This is a genomic window from Kitasatospora sp. NPDC036934 (assembly GCF_055608425.1).
Window position 1 is genome coordinate 39,911 of the sequence record NZ_JBVJQR010000032.1, and the last position, 17,614, is coordinate 57,524.

At 73.0% G+C, this 17,614-nt stretch carries 16 protein-coding genes; 9 read left to right on the forward strand and 7 right to left on the reverse strand.

Annotation, left to right across the window (positions count from 1 at the left end):
• The first annotated feature begins 131 nt into the window (after positions 1 to 131).
• Both ACZ7BZ_RS32970 and ACZ7BZ_RS32975 read left to right on the forward strand, forming a co-directional pair.
• Positions 132 to 1,214 carry a lactonase family protein gene (locus ACZ7BZ_RS32970; protein WP_470361558.1) on the forward strand — a complete coding sequence of 361 codons (1,083 nt, stop codon included), beginning with the start codon at positions 132 to 134 and terminating at the stop codon, positions 1,212 to 1,214.
• 330 nt (positions 1,215 to 1,544) lie between these two features.
• The gene (locus ACZ7BZ_RS32975) at positions 1,545 to 2,807 is read left to right on the forward strand and encodes a hypothetical protein (RefSeq protein WP_470361559.1); all 1,263 of its coding nucleotides are present in this window, start codon (positions 1,545 to 1,547) and stop codon (positions 2,805 to 2,807) included.
• Between the two features lie 52 nt (positions 2,808 to 2,859).
• On the opposite strand, the gene ACZ7BZ_RS32980 is transcribed toward ACZ7BZ_RS32975, so the two are convergent.
• Positions 2,860 to 3,768, reverse strand: coding sequence for a LysR substrate-binding domain-containing protein (locus tag ACZ7BZ_RS32980; protein WP_380460308.1), 909 nt, complete (start codon positions 3,766 to 3,768; stop codon positions 2,860 to 2,862).
• A 280-nt stretch (positions 3,769 to 4,048) separates the two neighbouring features.
• Here ACZ7BZ_RS32980 and ACZ7BZ_RS32985 point away from each other — a divergent pair, with 280 nt between their 5' ends.
• From ACZ7BZ_RS32985 to ACZ7BZ_RS33000, 4 genes are all read left to right on the forward strand, one after another.
• Positions 4,049 to 4,855, forward strand: a complete 807-nt coding sequence (locus ACZ7BZ_RS32985; protein WP_470361560.1) for a gamma-glutamyl-gamma-aminobutyrate hydrolase family protein — start codon at positions 4,049 to 4,051, stop codon at positions 4,853 to 4,855.
• An 86-nt stretch (positions 4,856 to 4,941) separates the two neighbouring features.
• Positions 4,942 to 5,619, forward strand: coding sequence for a FadR/GntR family transcriptional regulator (locus ACZ7BZ_RS32990; RefSeq protein ID WP_470361582.1), 678 nt, complete (start codon positions 4,942 to 4,944; stop codon positions 5,617 to 5,619).
• Between the two features lie 188 nt (positions 5,620 to 5,807).
• On the forward strand, positions 5,808 to 7,145 hold the full coding sequence (locus ACZ7BZ_RS32995) for an amino acid permease (protein ID WP_470361583.1): 1,338 nt from the start codon (positions 5,808 to 5,810) through the stop codon (positions 7,143 to 7,145).
• 88 nt (positions 7,146 to 7,233) lie between these two features.
• A complete protein-coding gene (locus ACZ7BZ_RS33000) occupies positions 7,234 to 8,250 on the forward strand; it encodes an asparaginase (protein WP_380460312.1) in 1,017 nt (338 codons plus the stop codon).
• A 123-nt stretch (positions 8,251 to 8,373) separates the two neighbouring features.
• Here ACZ7BZ_RS33000 and ACZ7BZ_RS33005 read toward each other — a convergent pair whose 3' ends face one another.
• The 4 genes from ACZ7BZ_RS33005 to ACZ7BZ_RS33020 all read right to left on the reverse strand — a co-directional run bounded on the left by ACZ7BZ_RS33005 (position 8,374) and on the right by ACZ7BZ_RS33020 (position 11,777).
• Positions 8,374 to 9,852, reverse strand: a complete 1,479-nt coding sequence (locus ACZ7BZ_RS33005; protein WP_470361561.1) for a SulP family inorganic anion transporter — start codon at positions 9,850 to 9,852, stop codon at positions 8,374 to 8,376.
• Positions 9,853 to 9,896: 44 nt separating this feature from the next.
• Positions 9,897 to 10,487 (reverse strand): carbonic anhydrase, encoded by a 591-nt coding sequence (locus ACZ7BZ_RS33010; protein WP_470361562.1) that lies wholly within the window; start codon positions 10,485 to 10,487, stop codon positions 9,897 to 9,899.
• Between the two features lie 210 nt (positions 10,488 to 10,697).
• Positions 10,698 to 11,042: a hypothetical protein gene (locus ACZ7BZ_RS33015; RefSeq protein ID WP_470361563.1), complete on the reverse strand. Its 345-nt coding sequence runs from the start codon at positions 11,040 to 11,042 to the stop codon at positions 10,698 to 10,700.
• A gap of 462 nt (positions 11,043 to 11,504) precedes the next feature.
• Positions 11,505 to 11,777, reverse strand: coding sequence for an HPr family phosphocarrier protein (locus ACZ7BZ_RS33020; protein ID WP_380463012.1), 273 nt, complete (start codon positions 11,775 to 11,777; stop codon positions 11,505 to 11,507).
• A 367-nt stretch (positions 11,778 to 12,144) separates the two neighbouring features.
• Between ACZ7BZ_RS33020 and ACZ7BZ_RS33025 the strand changes: the two genes are divergently transcribed.
• From ACZ7BZ_RS33025 to ACZ7BZ_RS33035, 3 genes are all read left to right on the forward strand, one after another.
• Positions 12,145 to 12,906, forward strand: coding sequence for a DeoR/GlpR family DNA-binding transcription regulator (locus ACZ7BZ_RS33025; RefSeq protein ID WP_470361564.1), 762 nt, complete (start codon positions 12,145 to 12,147; stop codon positions 12,904 to 12,906).
• Entirely contained in the window at positions 12,903 to 13,862 is a 960-nt protein-coding gene (gene pfkB / locus ACZ7BZ_RS33030; RefSeq protein WP_470361565.1) for a 1-phosphofructokinase, read from the forward strand. Before ACZ7BZ_RS33025 ends, pfkB begins: the two co-directional genes overlap by 4 nt.
• 105 nt (positions 13,863 to 13,967) lie before the next feature.
• Positions 13,968 to 16,043, forward strand: coding sequence for a PTS fructose transporter subunit IIABC (locus ACZ7BZ_RS33035; protein WP_470361566.1), 2,076 nt, complete (start codon positions 13,968 to 13,970; stop codon positions 16,041 to 16,043).
• Positions 16,044 to 16,202: 159 nt separating this feature from the next.
• Here ACZ7BZ_RS33035 and ACZ7BZ_RS33040 read toward each other — a convergent pair whose 3' ends face one another.
• Both ACZ7BZ_RS33040 and ACZ7BZ_RS33045 read right to left on the reverse strand, forming a co-directional pair.
• The gene (locus ACZ7BZ_RS33040; protein ID WP_470361567.1) at positions 16,203 to 16,988 is read right to left on the reverse strand and encodes a hypothetical protein; all 786 of its coding nucleotides are present in this window, start codon (positions 16,986 to 16,988) and stop codon (positions 16,203 to 16,205) included.
• Positions 16,985 to 17,515, reverse strand: a complete 531-nt coding sequence (locus ACZ7BZ_RS33045; protein WP_380463026.1) for a SigE family RNA polymerase sigma factor — start codon at positions 17,513 to 17,515, stop codon at positions 16,985 to 16,987. The genes ACZ7BZ_RS33040 and ACZ7BZ_RS33045 overlap by 4 nt, the downstream gene beginning before the upstream one ends.
• Positions 17,516 to 17,614: the final 99 nt, after the last annotated feature.

Consider the following 17,614-nt stretch of genomic DNA (forward strand, 5'->3'; position numbering starts at 1 on the left):
GCGTTCGCTCCCGCGCTCGGCCTCCGGATAGACTCCGGAAATTCCTGGAGCTCGGAATCTCCCGCCTCGCGCCACGGCACCCCGGGCCCGTCAGGCCGTGCGCCACCCGGAGAGCAGAGAGTGAGACCTACGTGAACAATCCCCCGACCGCGTTGCCCGGTGGACTGCTGGTCATCGGGAGCGCCGCCCCGGCGGACGTTCCCGGGGCGGGGCTCTCCACGGTCGGCTACGACGACACCGGTGCCATGAGTCTCCTCGGGACAGTGCCGCTGGACCACCCCTCCTACGCCGCCGTCGACCCCGCGCGCGCGGTCGTCCACGCCGTCCTGGAACGGGAGGCCGGAGGGGTCGTCTCCCTCCGGGTGGATGCCGGGAGGGAGTTGCAGGGACCGCCCGCCGCCGCCGCGAGTGGTGGTGCGGGCCCCTGTCACCTCGCGGTCCACCCCAGCGGTTCGTACGTCTTCGCGGCCCACTACGGCGACGGCGTCCTCTCGGCCGTCCCCATCGGCGCGGACGGCACGGTCGCCACCGCCGAGCCGGCGCAGACCATCCGGCATCCGGGCCGGGAGGCCTCCGACGGCCTGCTCACGTCCCCGCACGCCCACATGGCGGCCCCCTCGCCGGACGGGCGGTTCCTGCTCTGCACCGATCTCGGCACCGACCGGGTGTACGTCTACGCCTTCGATCCGGACAACGGCCCGCTCGGCGCCCACTGGACGACCCAACTGCCGCCGGGCAGGGGCCCACGGCACCTGACGTTCCACCCGTCGGCCCGGTACGCCTACGTCCTGAACGAACTCTCCTCCACCCTGACCGTCTGCACCTGGGACGTGCTCTCCGGCCGCCTCGAACCGGTCGCCGAGGTCGAGACCCGACGGGATCCGGGCGCGCCGAACGCCAACTCCGCCGCCGCGATCGCGCTGTCCGGGGACGGCCGCTTCCTCTACACGACCAACCGCGGTGACGACGCGATCGCGGTCCACGCCGTCCACGACGGCGGCGGGTCCGTGGAACTGCTCACCGCCGTTCCCTGCGGCGGGAGTTGGCCGCGCGACATCGCCCTCACCGCGGACGGTCGGCTCCTCTTCTGCGCCAATCAGCGCTCCGACACCATCACGGCGTTCCACCGCGACCCGGTCACCGGCCACCTGAGCCCGGCCGGCGAACCCCTGGCGGTCACCGAGCCCACGTCCGTCCTGCCGATCGGAGGCTGAGCGGAGAGGCGGGAGGCGTCCGGCACGAGGGTGTCGGGCGCCGGGGTGCTCATGAGCCGTGGCCCGGCTGCCCGTCTTGCTGTCCGACAGATCGACGGGGCGATCCTGCGGGGTGCGGCGACGCGGTGTCAAACCCGGCCCGCCACCTGCTTGTTGGCGAGGGGGGCCCGGCTGCTGTGATCGCCGCAGTCTCGCCCAGTCCAGTCGTATACGGACTTGCTTGGGCGAGAAGACCCCATGTGATCGGATTTGATCGGGAAGGCCCTGGCAGGGCAGGCTCGGTGTCGCAAAGTGGCGGATCAGTCACGGTCCGGCACGGGAGGGAGCCGCATGTCCGGGACCGAGTACAGCAAGCCGACCGCGCACGTCGTGGTCGGCTACACCCCTCAGGAAGGCTTTGTCGCCGTCCAACTCAGCCCGCCCCCGGCGGAATACGTGTGGCACGACCGGGAGGCCGAGCACTACCAGGAGCGGTTCGGGCCGGGTAACGGCTATCAGCAGTGGCTGGCTGTCGACGCCGGCACCGGTGCCGTGTGGTTCGGAGACACCGACTGGCGAACGCAGGACGGGGATGCCGTCCCCCGGTTCCCGGGCCACCGCCGACCCGAACTGGGCGACGGCGCCCTGCCGTCCCCGGCGGTCTTCTCGCTCCCGCTCGCCCACCGGGCCGTCGACGAGCAGGGCGCTTGCAGCTGGCGGTTCTTCACCGCGCAGGAGCTCTACGCACTGGCTCGGCGGATCCTGCCCGTGGTCCAGCGGGTGATCGACTCGCTGCACCGCGTGGGCCCGACCGCGGACCTGGAATGGTCCGCCGAGGCTGCGACGGCCTGGACCGATCTCGAAGAGGGCTGCCGTTACGTGCTGGACGGGACGGGAGCGGTGGCCTGGGCCGGACCCCGCATGAGCCGGGTTCCCGGATGGCGGGTCGAGGTGGCGGACTTCCTCGCCCGGAACCCGGAGCTGTGCGACCCGGCTTGGGCGACGGCCACCGACGCCGAGCTGGACGCGTACGCCGCCTACGAGCCCGATTCCGGCTACGCCGGCGTGCCGGGACGGATGTGTGCTCCGGCGGATGTCGGGATCGAGGAGGGGTACACCTTCTACGGCCACCGCGCGGCCCTGTACGCCTATCGGGCGGCCGCCTGCGGGGACCGCACCCCGGTCGAGGCCCGGCTCTGGCTCGGGAGCAGCGAGGCCGGGCGGAGCAGCTGGGAAGCCGCCAAGGTCGCGGGGGCGAGTCTCGCCGACGCCACCGACTGCGTGTTGGACCACCTCGCCGACACGTTCCGCGGCGCTGCGGCGGACGAGGGCGTGGTCCTCACCGGGCTGCCGGCCTACCTGCGGCAGCGGCGGACGGAGGAGCGGGCGGCGGTGGACGAGACGCTCGCCGCCACCGGAGAGGAGCTGAAACGCCTGGAGGAGCTGCTCAAGGAGATCCGACTGGTCCGGAACACCATCCTGACCCGGGTCCTCAGCTGGACCGACGGACGGGACGACGGGGCGATCGCCCTGCTGGCGGCGATGTCCCCGGGCGCAGTGACCGAGTGGCGGGAGCGGCTCACGGCCGATCAGAGCGTCCAGTCGGGGCGGTGAGCGGACCCGCAGGGCCCGGGTCCGGTCGAAGGGGTGGGGCGTGCGGCGCGCCTCAGGACAGGGCGGCCAGCGCCTGTGCGGCGAGCATCTGCTCCAAGGCCAGCAGGGCGCGCGGGGAGTGCCGGGTGTCGATGCGGACGGCGTAGATGAAGCGCGTCAGCTCCGGGTCGGCCAGGGGGCGCGCGACGACCCGGGTGCTACCGCGGGGGAGGGCCAGCTGGGGCATGACGGCGACGCAGAGGCCGGCGGCCACGAAGCCGAGCACGGTGTTGAAGTCGTCGCCCTCGTAGTCCAGGCGGGCCTGGAAGCCCGGTGTCTTGGCCATCTGGGCGAGCAGTTCCAGGCGCAGGGCCGCCTCCGGGGCTGCTATCCACGTCTCGGAGGCGAGGGTCGCCAGGTCGATGACGTCCCGGTCGGCGAGGTGGTGGTCGGCCGGGACCACCGCCACGACCGGGTCCCGCGCGACCAGTGTCCGGCGCAGTGTCCGCGGCGCCGGCAGGGGGATGAAGTCGTAGTCGTAGCTGAGGGCCAGGTCCATGTCCCCGCGCCTGAGCCGGTTGTAGCTCGCGTCGGGTTCCAGTTGGGAGAGGCTGACCTGCACGTCGGGGTACGTCATGTGGAGCTGTGCGAGCGCCTGCGGGACGATGCCGGTGGCGGCGGAGGCGAAGGCACCGAGCCGGATCCTTCCGGCCGTGCCCGCGCGCATGGCGTCGAGTTCCACGGACGCCGCCGCCAGCGCGCTCCGGACGCGCTGTTCGGCGTCGAGGAGGACCTCGCCGGCCGGCGTGGCGCGCACGGGTCGGCGCTCCAGCACTCTGAGGCCCGTGCGGCGTTCGAGTTCGGCGACCTGTTGCGAGACGGCGGGTGCGCTGTAGCCGAGCTCGCGTGCGGCGGCGTTGAAGGAGCCGTGGCGGACGACGGCTTCGAGGGTGGCGAGCAGGCGGGGGTCGAGGCTCTGCACGGAGTTAAGGCTCACTTATCTGTCGCGAAGACGTCTTTTCTTGTACTTAAGGGTGAATGGCAGCAGGATTCTTGCTCGCGGCCCGGTACGCAAGTGCCGGATGCCTGAGTGTCCGCTCCCGGGTCCGCAGCGAACCCGTTCCCCCGTCGCCGGGCGCGTCCGTGCGCCCGTAATGCCGTGCACCCCCTTCTCCGCAGCCCGTTCGTCCGCGCGTCGGTCGGGCGCTCTGCCGAGGAGACGGCCGTCGACGATCCACTCCCAGGACCTGAAAGGAAGCGGTATGCCCAAACCGCTCGTCGGACTCACCACCTACCTCACCGACGCCCAGTGGGCGGAGTGGGAATTGCCCGCGGTGCTCCTGCCCGCGGCGTACGCCAGCGCCGTGCAGGCCGCAGGCGGCCGTGCGGTCCTGCTGGCGCCGGATGCTCCCGAGGCCGCGGCCGACGTCGTCGCGCGACTGGACGCGCTCGTCCTGGCCGGCGGAGAGGACCTCGATCCCGCGCTCTACGGAGCGGAGCCGCACCCGTGCTCGGGTGCCCCGGTCCGGGAACGCGACCGGTGGGAACTGGCCGTCCTGGCCGCCGGTCTCGCGCGGGACGTCCCGGTGCTCGGGGTCTGCAGGGGAATGCAGTTGATGAACGTGCACGCGGGCGGGACATTGGTCCAGCACCTGCCCGACCGGGTGGGGCACGACGGTCACAACGTGCACCCGGGCCATTTCGGCTCGCATGCCGTCACCACCGTCCCGCGCACCAGGGTCGGGGCGCTCCTGCCGGGTACGTGGCAGGTCGCCACACACCACCACCAGGCGGTGGGGCAGCTCGGGGCAGGTCTGGTCGTGGCCGCCCACGCCGCGGACGGCACGGTGGAGGCGGTGGAGAGCACCCGGCACCGCTTCGCCGTCGGCGTGCAGTGGCATCCGGAGATGGCCTTCGATTCGGCGGTGGTGTACGCCCTGGTGGCCGCCGCGCGGTCCGGTGCCGCCGCGCGGTCCGGTGCCGGCGCCCGTCCGGGCCGGGTGGGCGAACGGGTGGCAGACGCCGTCCGGGAGACGGCGCTCGTCGTCCCGTCGGCACTGACCCCTTGACACCGCTCGGTCGCAGCCCCCAGGATCAGCCCGTGAACCTGTCAGACAGCCAGACAGCTGGGTCGGCCCCCCGGCGCGTGAGCGCGATGGAAGCGGTGTTCGGCCACCTGCGCAGCGCCATCGAGCGCGGCGAGTACGTCGTGGGGGACAAGCTGCCCTCCGAAGCGGAGCTGTGCCGCACCCTGGAGGTCAGCCGGCCCGTGCTGCGCGAGGCTCTCCGGGCCCTCCAGGCCATGGGCCTGACCGTTTCCAAGACCGGCAAGGGCACCTTCGTCGTGGCGAACACGGTCGAGGACCCCACCTTCGGCGACTACGCCGCCAGCGACCTCCTGGAGGTGCGTCGGCACGTCGAGATCCCGGTGGCCGGGTACGCGGCGCTGCGCCGCACCCCGGAGGACCTGGACCACCTGACCCATCTGCTCGAGCGGATGGAGCGGGAGACCGACACCACCGCCTGGGTCGCGCTGGACACCGTCTTCCACCTGGCGGTGGCCGAGGCCTCCCGCAACCCGGTCTTCCGCCGGGTCATCGAGGAGATCCGTGACGCACTGGCGCGTCAGTCGACCTTCCTCAACGAACTCGGCGGTCGGCGCGAGCAGTCCAACTGCGAGCACCGGGCGATCGTCGAGGCACTGGTCGACGGTTCCGAGCCCGACGCGGTCGCGGCGATGTCGCACCACCTCCACCGCGTCGAGACGACCCTCACCGACATCGTGCGCCCCAGGCGCACGGACACCCCCACGGAAGGCAGTGCCGAGGCGTGAGCGAGCAGTTCCTCGAAGACGAGAAGCGCCCCACGACCCCTACGACCCCTACGACCCCTACGACCCCCGCGAACTCCATAACCTCGACGGCCCCCGCGAGCCCCACAGCCCCCGCGAGCCCCACCGCCCGGCACGTCGACGCCGGTGACGCCGGCTACAGCAAGTCCTTGAAGCCCCGTCACGTCAACATGATCGCCATCGGCGGTGCCATCGGCACCGGCCTGTTCCTCGGCGCGGGCGGGCGGCTCGCCGACGCCGGGCCCTCCCTGTTCATCGCGTACGCCGTCTGCGGCGTCTTCGCCTTCCTCGTCGTGCGCGCGCTCGGCGAACTCGTCCTGTACCGCCCGTCCTCCGGCGCCTTCGTCTCCTACGCCCGGGAGTTCCTGGGGGAGAGGGGCGCGTACACCGCGGGCTGGATGTACTTCCTCAACTGGGCGACCACCGGTATCGCCGACATCACCGCCGTCGCCACCTACGCGCACTACTGGCACCTGTTCTCCGACATCCCGCAGTGGGTGATCGCGCTCACCGCCCTGGCCGTGGTGCTGACCGTGAACCTCATCTCGGTGCGGATCTTCGGTGAACTGGAGTTCTGGTTCGCCATCGTCAAGGTCGGCGCGCTGCTGGTCTTCATGGGCATCGCGATCTTCCTGCTGGTCACCCGACACCCGGTCGACGGCGCCGTCCCCGGCCCGTCCCTGATCACCGACAACGGCGGGATCTTCCCCAACGGCCTGATGCCGATGCTGCTGATCATCCAGGGCGTCGTCTTCGCCTACGCCTCGGTGGAGCTCGTCGGCGTCACGGCGGGGGAGACCGAGAACCCCGAGAAGATCATGCCGAAGGCGATCAACTCGATCATGTGGCGGGTGGGCGTGTTCTACGTCGGATCGGTCCTCCTGCTGTCGATGCTGCTGCCCTGGAACAGGTACGGCTCGGGCCAGAGCCCCTTCGTGACCGTGCTCTCCCACATCGGCGTCCCGGCGGCGGGCGGCGTGATGAACCTGGTCGTCCTCACCGCGGCCATGTCCTCGCTCAACTCCGGCCTCTACTCCACCGGCCGCATCCTGCGCTCGATGGCCGTCAGCGGCTCGGCCCCCCGGTTCACCGCCCGGATGAGCCGCACCCAGGTGCCGTACGGGGGCATCCTGCTGACCAGCGGCATGTGCGTCCTCGGTGTCGGCCTCAACTTCGTCGTCCCCGCCGACGCGTTCGAGATCGTGCTGAACTTCGCGGCGATCGGCATCCTCGCCACCTGGGGCATGATCATGGTCTGCCACCTCCTCTTCTGGCGGAAGACCCGGGCCGGCGAACTGACCCGTCCCGGCTACCGGCTGCCCGGCTCGCCCTGGACCGAGCTGGTGACGCTGGCCTTCCTGGTGACCGTGCTGGTCCTCATGTACGCCGACGGCGGCGCCGGGCGCACCACCGTGCTGTGCCTGCCGCTGATCGTCGGGGCGTTGGTCGCGGGCTGGTACGCGATCCGCGGACGGATCGCGCGCGCCGCAGCCGGGGCCGACGGCTGATCCGCGGGCGGACCGGGGGAACCTCCACATCCGCCCCGGCCTCCTCACCGCGAGGTCTCCGGCACATCCACCACCGATCGAGGCAGTCATGTTCAGCAGTCCCCAGGCGGACGCACCCGCGATCCGCGAGCCCCGCCACGCGCCCGTCGCCCACGTCACCCGCGGCGGAGTGGTCGAGGGCATCCACCACGGCTCCGTCGTCGTCCTCGGCGGCGACGGCGACGTCCGGTTCCGGCTCGGCGACGTCGAGGCCGCCTGCTACCCGCGCTCGGCCCTCAAGCCGGTCCAGGCCGTCGCCATGGTCCGGGCGGGGCTTCCGCTCGACGGCGAACTGCTCTCGCTCGCGATGGGCAGCCACTCCGGTGAGGAGCGCCACCTCGCTGGAGCCCGGCGGATCCTGGAACTCGCCGGCCTCTCCGAGGACGACCTGCGCAACGTCCCGGACCTGCCGTACGACCCGGCGGTCCGCGACACCTGGGTCCGGGAGGGCCGCCCGCCCTCCCGGCTCGCCCAGAACTGCTCGGGCAAGCATGCCGCGATGCTCTACCTCTGCAGGCTCAACGGCTGGCCACTGGTGGACTACGACGACGCCACCCACCCGCTCCAGCGGGTGATCGCCGGGGTGGTCGAGGAACTGACCGGTCAACGCATCGCGCGGGTCAGCGTCGACGGCTGCGGCACCCCGTTGTTCGCCGTCTCACTGCACGGCCTCGCCCGCGCCGCCGCCCGCATCGCCACCGGCGCGCCCGGGACGCCCGAGTTCCGGGTGGCGGACGCGCTGCGCGGGCACCCGGAGATGGCCTCCGGCGCCGGCCGGGACGTGGCCGCGCTGATGCGCGCGGTACCCGGGCTGCTGGCCAAGGACGGCTTCGAGGGCGTGCAGGTCGCCGCGCTGCCGGACGGCCGCGCCGTGGCCGTGAAGATCGCCGACGGGGCGAACCGGGCGCGGGTCCCGGTGGCCGCGGCCGCGCTGGCCCTGGCTGGAGTCGATCCGCGGCTGCTCATCGGGTTCGCGGGGGAGCCGGCGACCGGCGGTGGCCGGCCGGTCGGCGGCGTCCGGCCGGTGGCGGCGCTCGACCCGTCGGCCCTGCTCGCCCCCGCCTGACCGGGCCCACCGATCCACGAAGAACACGAAGGAGCACGGAGGAGCACGGAGGAAGAGCGCCTGCCCGAACGGCGCGCCGCCGCACCGGGGTTGTGGTGCGGCGGCGCGTCCCGGGTGCTCGGATCAGGCCGGACCGGCGAGTGCCGGGATCAGCCGCACGGCCTCGGGGGCCCGGGTGTTGTGACGTTCGGTCCAGGTGGTCAGCGCGGACTGGCAGGCGTGGTCCAGGTGTCGGAGCCGGGTGAGGTCCAGCTCCACCACGCGGTCGGCCGGCAGTGCTTCGAGGGTGTCCAGGAGCTTGGGCAGCCGGAGGAAGGTGGCGTTGCCGGTCAGCCGGACCCGGACCACGCCGCCGGGCTGCTCCTCGGTGTCCACGTGCAGGCGGGACGTCTCCCAGGCCGACTTGACGACCGAGAGGCCCAGGCCGATCAGGACGCCCTCGAACATGTTGACCGTGACGATGGCCACGGCGGTGGCCGAGAGGACGAGCGCCTCCGCCCGGTGCTCGCGCCACAGCGGCCCGAACTGCTTGAACGGCAGGAGCTTGAACCCGGCGTGCACCAGCACCCCGGCGAGCGCCGCGACCGGGATGACGCCGAGGGCCGCCGGGAGCAGCGCGGCGAAGAGCAGCAGCCACACGCCGTGCAGCACGCGGGAGGCCTTGGTCCTGGCGCCGGCCTGGACGTTGGTGGCGCTGCGGACGATGACCGCGGTCATCGGCAGGGCGCCGAGGGCGCCGCAGAGCGCGTTGCCCGCGCCCTGGGCCATGAGCTCCTTGTCGTAGTCGGTGCGCGGTCCGTCGTGGAGCCGGTCGACGGCTGCCGCGCTGAACAGGCTCTCGGCCGAGGCCACCAGGGTGAAGGCCACGACCGTCACGAGCAGTGCCGGGGTGAGCTGGTCGAACGCCCCGCTGCCGGGCGGGTGGATGGTGTCCAGGAGGCCCTTGACCTCCACCTTCTTGACCGGGCGGTGCAGCAGCCAGACGGCGGCGGTGGCGAGCAGCACGGCCACCAGCGCGCCCGGGACGGCGCGCACCCTGGCGGGCAGCCGCTGCCAGAGCACGATCACCGCGATGGTGCCGGCACCGATCACGAAGGAGTAGCCGGCCGTGGGGGAGGAGAGGAGGCCGGTCAGCAGGCCGGGAAGGCCCAGCAGCTTGTCGATCCCGCCGGCGGGTGCCGACCGGCCGGCCATCGCGTAGAGCTGGCCGGCGATGATGACCAGGCCGATGCCGGCCAGCATGCCCTCGACCACGGCGACGGAGATCGCGCGGAACCACCGGCCCCAGTGCAGCGCGCCGAGCAGCAGTTGGAGCAGGCCGGTGGCGGCGACCACCAGGCCGAGGGCCGGCAGGCCGAACCGTTGGACCGTCTCGGCGACCAGGACGGTCAACCCGGCCGCCGGGCCGCTGACCTGGAGGCTGCTGCCGGGGAGCAGGCCGGTGACCAGGCCGCCGACGATGCCGGTGATCAGGCCGAGTTCGGCGGGTACGCCCGACGCGACGGCGACCCCGACGCACAGCGGGAGGGCGACGAGGAAGACCACGACCGACGCGGTCAGGTCGCGGGTGAGCGTGGGAAGACCGGGGGTGCGAAAGCGCATGGGAGCCCTCATCCGGGGGAGTTCGGGGGTGGTGGGCCGCAGGGTCACAGCGGCAGGAAGACGTCGGTGCCGGTGCGGTGGGTGAGGACGGCGCCGGTGTGCACCTCGTAGAACCAGCCGTGCAGGCCGAGCAGGCCCCCGTCGACCCGGCGCGCGACGCTCGGGTGGGTGCGCAGCTTCTCCAGTTGGTCCAGCACGTGGCGCTGGACCGGCGCGGCCAGGTCGTGGCTCGGTTCCCCGGCCGGCGTCAGCGCGGTGCCGTCGGCGAGCCAGTCGCGCACCGAGGGCACACCGGTGAGGTCGTCGCCCCGGACGACGGCGCCCACGGCGCCGCAGTGGGAGTGGCCGCAGACCACGATGTCGGCGACCCCGAGGACCTCGACCGCGTACTCGATGGTCGCGGCCTCGGCCGAAGGGGCGGAGGGGCGGTGCGGCGGGACGATGTTGCCCGCGGTCCGCATCTCGAAGAGGTCCCCGGGCCGGGCGCCGGTGATGGCGGAGGGGATGATGCGGGAGTCGGAGCAGGTGATGAACAGTGCCTGCGGGCTCTGGCCTTCGGCCAGCCGCCCGAAGGCGGCGGGCTTCTGGGCGGCGTGCCGGCGGAAGGTGCGGGCGTGGTCGATGAATCCTTGCATGTCGGTGCCTCGGGCCTTCGGAAGTCGGTTGGGAGCGGTGACTTCGGGACCGGGCCTGCTCGCTCGGTGCGGTGGCAGCGCGAAGCGCGGCGGCGGTGGCAGGCGGGAGCACTGCTGTGGGCCGTCGTGAGCTGCCGGGATGTGGGACGCGGGCGCACCCGTCCGGGGTGCCGCCGTCGTCGGTGAGCGTGCGGGCGCGGTCGGCGCCGATCAGCAGCGGAACACCTGGAGGACCGCGGCTCTGGGCTGTCTGCGTGCCCCGTGCGGCGGGGCGGGGACGCCGGCCGGCGACGGGTCGGCGTCGTCGTCGTCGATCAGGGCTGGGGGCAACTCCCGCTGGTACCGGGGTACTTCGATGCTCCGGTGCCGGGTCCAGCCGAGGCCGGGCGCGCACTTGGGGAGCGCCGCCTCCTCGGCGAGCTTCGCCTCCGCGACGATCCGCGGGCAGCGCTCCTCCCGGGTGAGGGCGGACGCGGTCTGGGACAGCACCCACAGGCCCAGCACGGCCACGAGGGCCACGGCCGTGGCGCCGATCACCCTCCTGACCAAGGACATTGCCGTTCCTTTTCCTACCTGGGGGGATTTGTTGAACCGTCGTCCATAGTGACGGCTGCAGGCAGGGGTGAGTTCCGGTGTGCCGTGAACGGTCCGTGAATCACTTCGGCCGACCGGTGATGATCCATGAACTGGCAGGGCGGAATGCGGGCGACCGGTGAATCCCTTGCGATGTGAACGTTGACTTGTTCGGTTCCGGCGCTATTCGGCGGTCCGTCGGACGCATCACCCGGACGTCGGCGGGCCGGTCGTCCGCCCGGTGCCGGAGCGTTCCCACCGGCGCCGGGCGGATCCGGCTCGGATCCCCGACACCCTCGCGGGGAGGGTGTCGCGGACCGCGGCCGCCTCGGCCGGGGGATCGGCGACCGCCCTACGTGCGGGCGGCGACGGCACGGGCGCCGTTCAGGCGACCGGGCCTGCCGCGCTGCCGGTGCGGACACCGATCCCCCGGCATCAGGTCGGTCATGCCGCTGCGTCGAGGTCGGAGGCGAGCAGTTCGGCGAGCGCCTTGAGGGCGTCCTCGGCCCCGTCGCCGGAGGCGGTGAGCTCCAGGGCCTCGCCGCAGCGGGCGGCCAGGGCGAGGACGGACAGCAGGCTGCGGGCGTCGACCGGCGTCTGACCCGGACGGCCGACGGTGACCTTGACCGACTGTCGGGCGGCAGCCTGGACGAACCGTGATGCCGGGCGGGCGTGCAGACCGCTGCTGGAGCCGACGGTGACCTGGATCGAGTGCATGGGAGTCCTTGAAGGAGACGGAAGGGACGGAGGAGATGGAGGAGACGATCGCCGACCCGGGTGGGATCCGGGTCGGCGGGAGAGCGGGGCACGGCGGCCCGCGCGGAGGGTGAGGCGCGAGCCGCCGCGGTCGGCGCCTGGTCCTCGCAGTACGGGGGCAGTCGCAGGGACCGGGCAGCCTGTGGTTTCACGCCCGTTGACGTGTTGTTTCGGTTGGTTCTACGCCGGGTTGCCAGCGGATGTCAACACATTCGGGCGTATCTCAGGGAGTGGGCCGAAGGCGGAGTGAACACTTGCTTTTCCGTCCGAAGGGCGTATGGTCTGCCTTCATCAGGCGTAAACGGACATGAAACGGACCCAATCCCACATGTACGCACCCGAGCGGCAGCAACAGATCCTCCACCTCGCCCAGGAGCGGGGCCGGGTGGACGTGCCGACCTTGGCCGAGGACTTCGGCGTCACCCAGGAGACCATCCGGCGTGACCTGAGCGCCTTGGACAAGGCAGGCCTGCTGCACCGGGTGCACGGCGGCGCGCTCCCCGTCGGCGCACTCCACCTGGAACCAGGCCTGGCCGAACGGGACTCCACGGCCGCGGCGGAGAAGGAGCGCATCGCCAGGGCCGCCCTGGCCCTGCTGCCCGACGAGGGCAGCGTGATCCTGGATGCCGGGACGACCGTCTCCCGGCTGGCCGGACTGCTGCCCCTGGACTGCGCGCTCACCGTCGTCACCAACGCCCTCCCGGTCGCGGCCCGGCTGGCCGACCACCCCGCGCTCGCCCTGCACCTGATCGGCGGACGGCTGCGCCACCGCACCCAGGCGGCCGTCGACGCCTGGGCGCTGCGCGACCTGGCCGACATCCACGCGGACGTCGCCGTGGTCGCGACCAACGGCTTCTCCCCGGAGGGCGGCCTGTCGACGCCGGACCTCGCCGAGGCCGCCGTCAAGCGGGCCATGCTCGCCGGGGCGGGCCGAGTGGTCCTGGTGGCCGACTCCTCCAAGTACGGCGCCCGCCACTTCGCCCGCTTCGGCTCGCTGGACCAGGTCGACGTCCTGGTCACGGACACTGGACTGACCGACGAGCAGGCCACCGAGATCGAGAACCACGGACCGGAAGTCATCCGCGCATGATCGTCACCATCACCCCCAACCCCAGCCTCGATCGCACCTACGAACTGGGAACGCTCACCCCGGGCGAGGTCAACCGCGCCGGGCACGACCGGCTCGACCCCGGCGGCAAGGGCGTCAACGTCTCCCGGGCGCTCACCGCCGCCGGCCACCGCACCACCGCCGTCCTGCCGCTGGGCGGCCTCTCCGGCGGGTTGCTCTCCGATCTGCTGCGCCGCCAGGGCATCGACGTCGCGGCGGTCACCATCGCGGGCGACACCCGGATCAACGTCTCGATCGCCGAGGACGGCGGCAGCCTGACGAAGATCAACGCGATGGGTCCGGAGCTCAGCGCCGCCGAGTCGGCCGCGCTGCTGGCCCTCGTCCGGGACACCCAGGAGGCCGGGCGGGGCACCGGGAACGGCGTCGACTGGCTGGCCTGTTGCGGCAGTCTGCCGCGCGGCCTGGAGCCGCAGTGGTACGCCGAGTTGGTGGCCCAGGTGCACTCCGGTGGCGCCCGGATCGCCCTGGACACCTCCGGCGCCGCACTGCTCGCCGCGCTCTCGGCCCGTCCCGACGTGGTCAAGCCCAACCGGGAGGAGCTCGCGGAGGCCGTCGGCCGCCCGGTGGCGACCGTCGGCGACGCCGTGGACGCGGCCGGGGAGCTGCGCAAGCACGGCGCCCAGCAGGTCCTCGCCAGCCTCGGTGCGGACGGGATGCTGCTGATCGCCGAGGAGGGCAGCTGGTACGGGAGCGCACCGGTCGCAGCCGTCCGCAGCGACGTGGGAGCGGGCGACGCCTCGCTCGCCGGATTCCTCGGCGCCGGTGGCACCGGCCCCGGGGCCCTGGCGGCGGCCCTGGCGCACGGCGCCGCCGCCGTACAACTGCCGGGGAGCGTCATGCCCACCCCGGCCGATCTGGACCCGGCCGCCGTGGTCGTGACGGCGGACATCCCGCTCGAACGACCGCTCGGCGGTTGAGAACCGCCTCCTGCCGGAGGCAGCACGCCGGACCGTGTGGGACGGAACGGCGAACCATCCCGGGGGCAAGGGACATTGTCAGGCACCAGTTGAAGGACCGACACGATGAGCGAAACCAGCGGGCTGATCACCCCCGCACTCGTTGATCTCCACCTCGCCCCCGCGGACAAGGGCGAAGCCCTCCGCTCCCTCGCCCAGCGGCTGGTCGCCGAGGGCCGGGTGACCGACCTCGACGGCTTCCTCGCCGACGTCGCCGCCCGGGAGGCCCAGGCCCCGACCGGGATGGGGGACGGGATCGGCATCCCGCACTGCAGATCACCCCACGTCACCGAGCCGAGCCTGGCCTTCGGCCGCAGCACCAGGGGCGTGGACTTCGGCGCCCCGGACGGTCGCCCCGCCGACCTGATCTTCATGATCGCGGCACCGGCCGGTGCGGACGACACCCACCTGCAGATCCTCGCCGGGCTGGCCCAGCGGCTGATGGACCCCGCGTTCACCGGCGCCCTTCGCGATGCCGAGAGCCCGGTCGCGGTCGCGGCCCTGGTCAACGGGGAGGAGGTGCCGGCCACCGCTCCCGAGACGGCCACCGCTCCCGAGACGGCCACCGCTGCCGAGACGGTCACCGCTCCCGGGACGGTCACCGCTCCGGACGCGGACGGCGCTGTGGAGGCGGACGGCGCCGACTGCGGGCTGCGGCTGGTCGCGGTGACCTCCTGCCCGACCGGCATCGCCCACACCTACATGGCCGCCAAGGCCCTCGAACTGGCCGCCGCCCGGGCAGGTGTGCGGATCCAGGTCGAGACCCAGGGATCGGCCGGTACGACGGTGCTGGCCCCCGAGGTGATCGCGGCCGCCGACGCGGTGATCTTCGCCCATGACGTCGAGGTCCGGGACCGCGCCCGGTTCGCGGGCAAGCCGACCGTGGACGTGGGGGTGAAGGCCGGCGTCAACCACGCCGACGAGCTGATCGCCCGCGCCGCCGGACTGGTCGCCGAAGCCGCTCCGGGAGCACGTCCCGGCACCGCCACCGTCACCGCCCCCGTGGCCGCGGCGAGCGCGCCGACGGGCGAGCACTGGGCCCAGCGGCTGCGCAAGTACCTGATGACGGGCGTCAGTTACATGATCCCGTTCGTCGCGGCGGGCGGTCTGCTGATCGCCCTGGCCTTCGCCATCGGCGGGTACCAGATCGCCTCCGCGCCGTCCGTGCTGGGCCACTTCGACTGGACCTCCTCGCACAGCTGGGCGGCGATGCTGTTCCAGACCGGCAAGACCTCCTTCGGCTTCCTGGTCCCGATCCTCTCCGGGTACATCGCCTGGGCGATCGCGGACCGGGCGGCACTGGCCGCCGGCGTCGCAGGCGGCGCCGTCTCGGTGGCGGTCGGAGCGGGCTTCCTCGGCGGCATCGTGTCCGGTCTGGCCGCGGGCTTCCTGGTGCTGTGGATGATCCGCTGGAACGTGCCGCGCGCGATCAGGGGCATCATGCCGGTGGTGGTGATCCCGCTGCTGTCGGTGGCCGTGGTCGGCTTCCTGATGTTCGTGGTGGTCGGCTCGCCGATCGCCTCGGCGATGAACGGCCTGACCGACTGGCTGAACGGCCTCTCCGGCTCCAACGCGGTCCTGCTCGGCGTGCTGCTCGGCGCGATGATGGCCTTCGACATGGGAGGGCCGCTCAACAAGGTCGCCTACACCTTCGCGGCCGGTGCGCTCACCACCGCGGGCACCACCCCGGACGCCGGCAGCCTCAAGGTGATGGCCGCCGTGATGGCCGCGGGCATGACGCCGCCGCTGGGCATGGCCCTGGCCACCCTCCTCCGGCGGAAGCTGTTCACCCCCGAGGAGCGGGAGAACGGGAAGGCGGCCTGGGTGCTCGGCGCCTCGTTCATCACCGAGGGCGCCATCCCGTTCGCGGCGGCGGACCCGCTGCGGGTCATCCCGGCGAGCATCGTCGGCAGCATGACGGCGGGCGGACTGGTGATGGCCTTCGGCTCCACCCTGCGCGCGCCGCACGGCGGCATCTGGGTGCTCCCGCTGATCGGCAGCCCGTTCCTGTACCTGCTCGCGGTGGTGGCCGGCACGGTGGTCACCACGGCGGTGGTCGTCCTGCTCAAGGGGCTGCGCAAGGACGCCGCCGCGGCGGCTCCGGAGGCCCCTGCCGTCGAGGCCGGACTGGTCCGCGCCTGATTCGACGACGGGCCGACGTATCGGCGGCCGGTGCCGGCTCACCCAGGAGTGAGCCGGCACCGGCCGCCGAGTTCGTCCGCCGCAGACGGCCCGGCCGGGCGGGGAGGGCCTCCGGCCGGCGCCGCACCCCCGGCCGGGCGAGGCCCGTGCCGGGGATCCCTACCGGGTCGGTGTGAATCCTCCCGAGACGGACGCGCTGCCGCCCGCCGACTGGGCGTCGACGCGGTAGCCGTCGCCGCCGGTGGCCCGCACGCCGGTGGCGTGGTTGAACTGGCCGGCGAACTCGTGCTGTCCCGCCGGTACCGTGCGGCCCGGCTTGAGGACCCAGCGGTAGACCAGTACGCCGCCGGACTCCTGGACGGTGACGGTGAAGTCGTCGACCGGCAGGGTCCGCCAGTTGCCGGTGTCCCGCACGTCGCCGGTCTGGGCGACGCGCAGCTCCACGGTGAGCGCGGAGAGCGGCTGGGTGGTCTTGAGGAGGAGGTTGTCCTGGCCCCAGTAGATGGTGCTGTGCGGGTCGATCGATCCCTCCGACCACAGCGGCCCGTTCTGGGCCCGGCCGGTGGCCGACGGGGTCGGCCGGGGGCTGGTCGGGGTGGCGGTGGCGGTGGCGGTGGCCGGAGCCGGTGCCGGGACGGTGGTGGCCGGGGGCGCCGACGGGGTCGGCGTCGGCGTGACCGTGGGGGAAGGGGCGGCCGGAGCGGTGCTGGGCCCCGGTGTCGGATTCTGGACGATTCCCGCCACGGCGAGACCGCCGGTGGCCAGGATGCCGGCGGTGGCCAGCGCGGCCATCGCGGCCTTGGGCCAGGACCTCAGGCCCGAGCGCGTGCGGTGGCGGACGGCGGGACCGGCCACGCCGCGCTGTACGCGCGCCAACATCCTCGCCCGGTCTGGCTGGTGGGCCTCGGCGGCCTCGCGCAGCCGCTGGGTGATGTGCTCGTTCACCGGTTCCTCCTTCCTGTCGTCAGTTCGCCGACCGCTCGTGCGCCGAGTGCGCGTTCCAGCTCGGCCATCGCCTTCGAGGTCTGGCTCTTCACCGTACCGACCGATATGCCGAGCGCCGCCGCGGTGTCCTTCTCCGACAGGTCGAAGGCGTGGCGCAGTACGACGCACGCCCGCTTGCGGAACGGCAGTCGGGCGAGCGCCGCGCGGACGTCGAGCACGGCCGCGGCGTCGGGGCCCGAGGTCTTCTCCGGGGTGCGGGACCAGAACAGCAGGACGCGGCGCCGCTCGCGGATCGCGCTGCGGATCCTCGCCCGGGCCATGTTGGCGACCACCCCGCGGGCGTAGGCCAGCGGGTGGTCGGCCGCGCGGAGCCGGTCCCAGCGTTGCCACAGAGCGATCAGCGCATCCGAGGCGAGGTCGTCGGCCGCGTCCGTCTCGCCGGTCAGGAGGTGGGCGAGACGGGCGAGTTCGGCGTAGTGGCGTTCGAAGAATTCGTGGAACTCCGCGGACGCGTCGTCGAGGGGCATGTTCCCCGGTCGCCCTCTCCCTGCAATGTGAACGTTAACAAGCGGCATGAGCCTAGCAGTGCCCTCCTCCGGGGCCGGCGGGTGGTCGCCCCGGCGGGC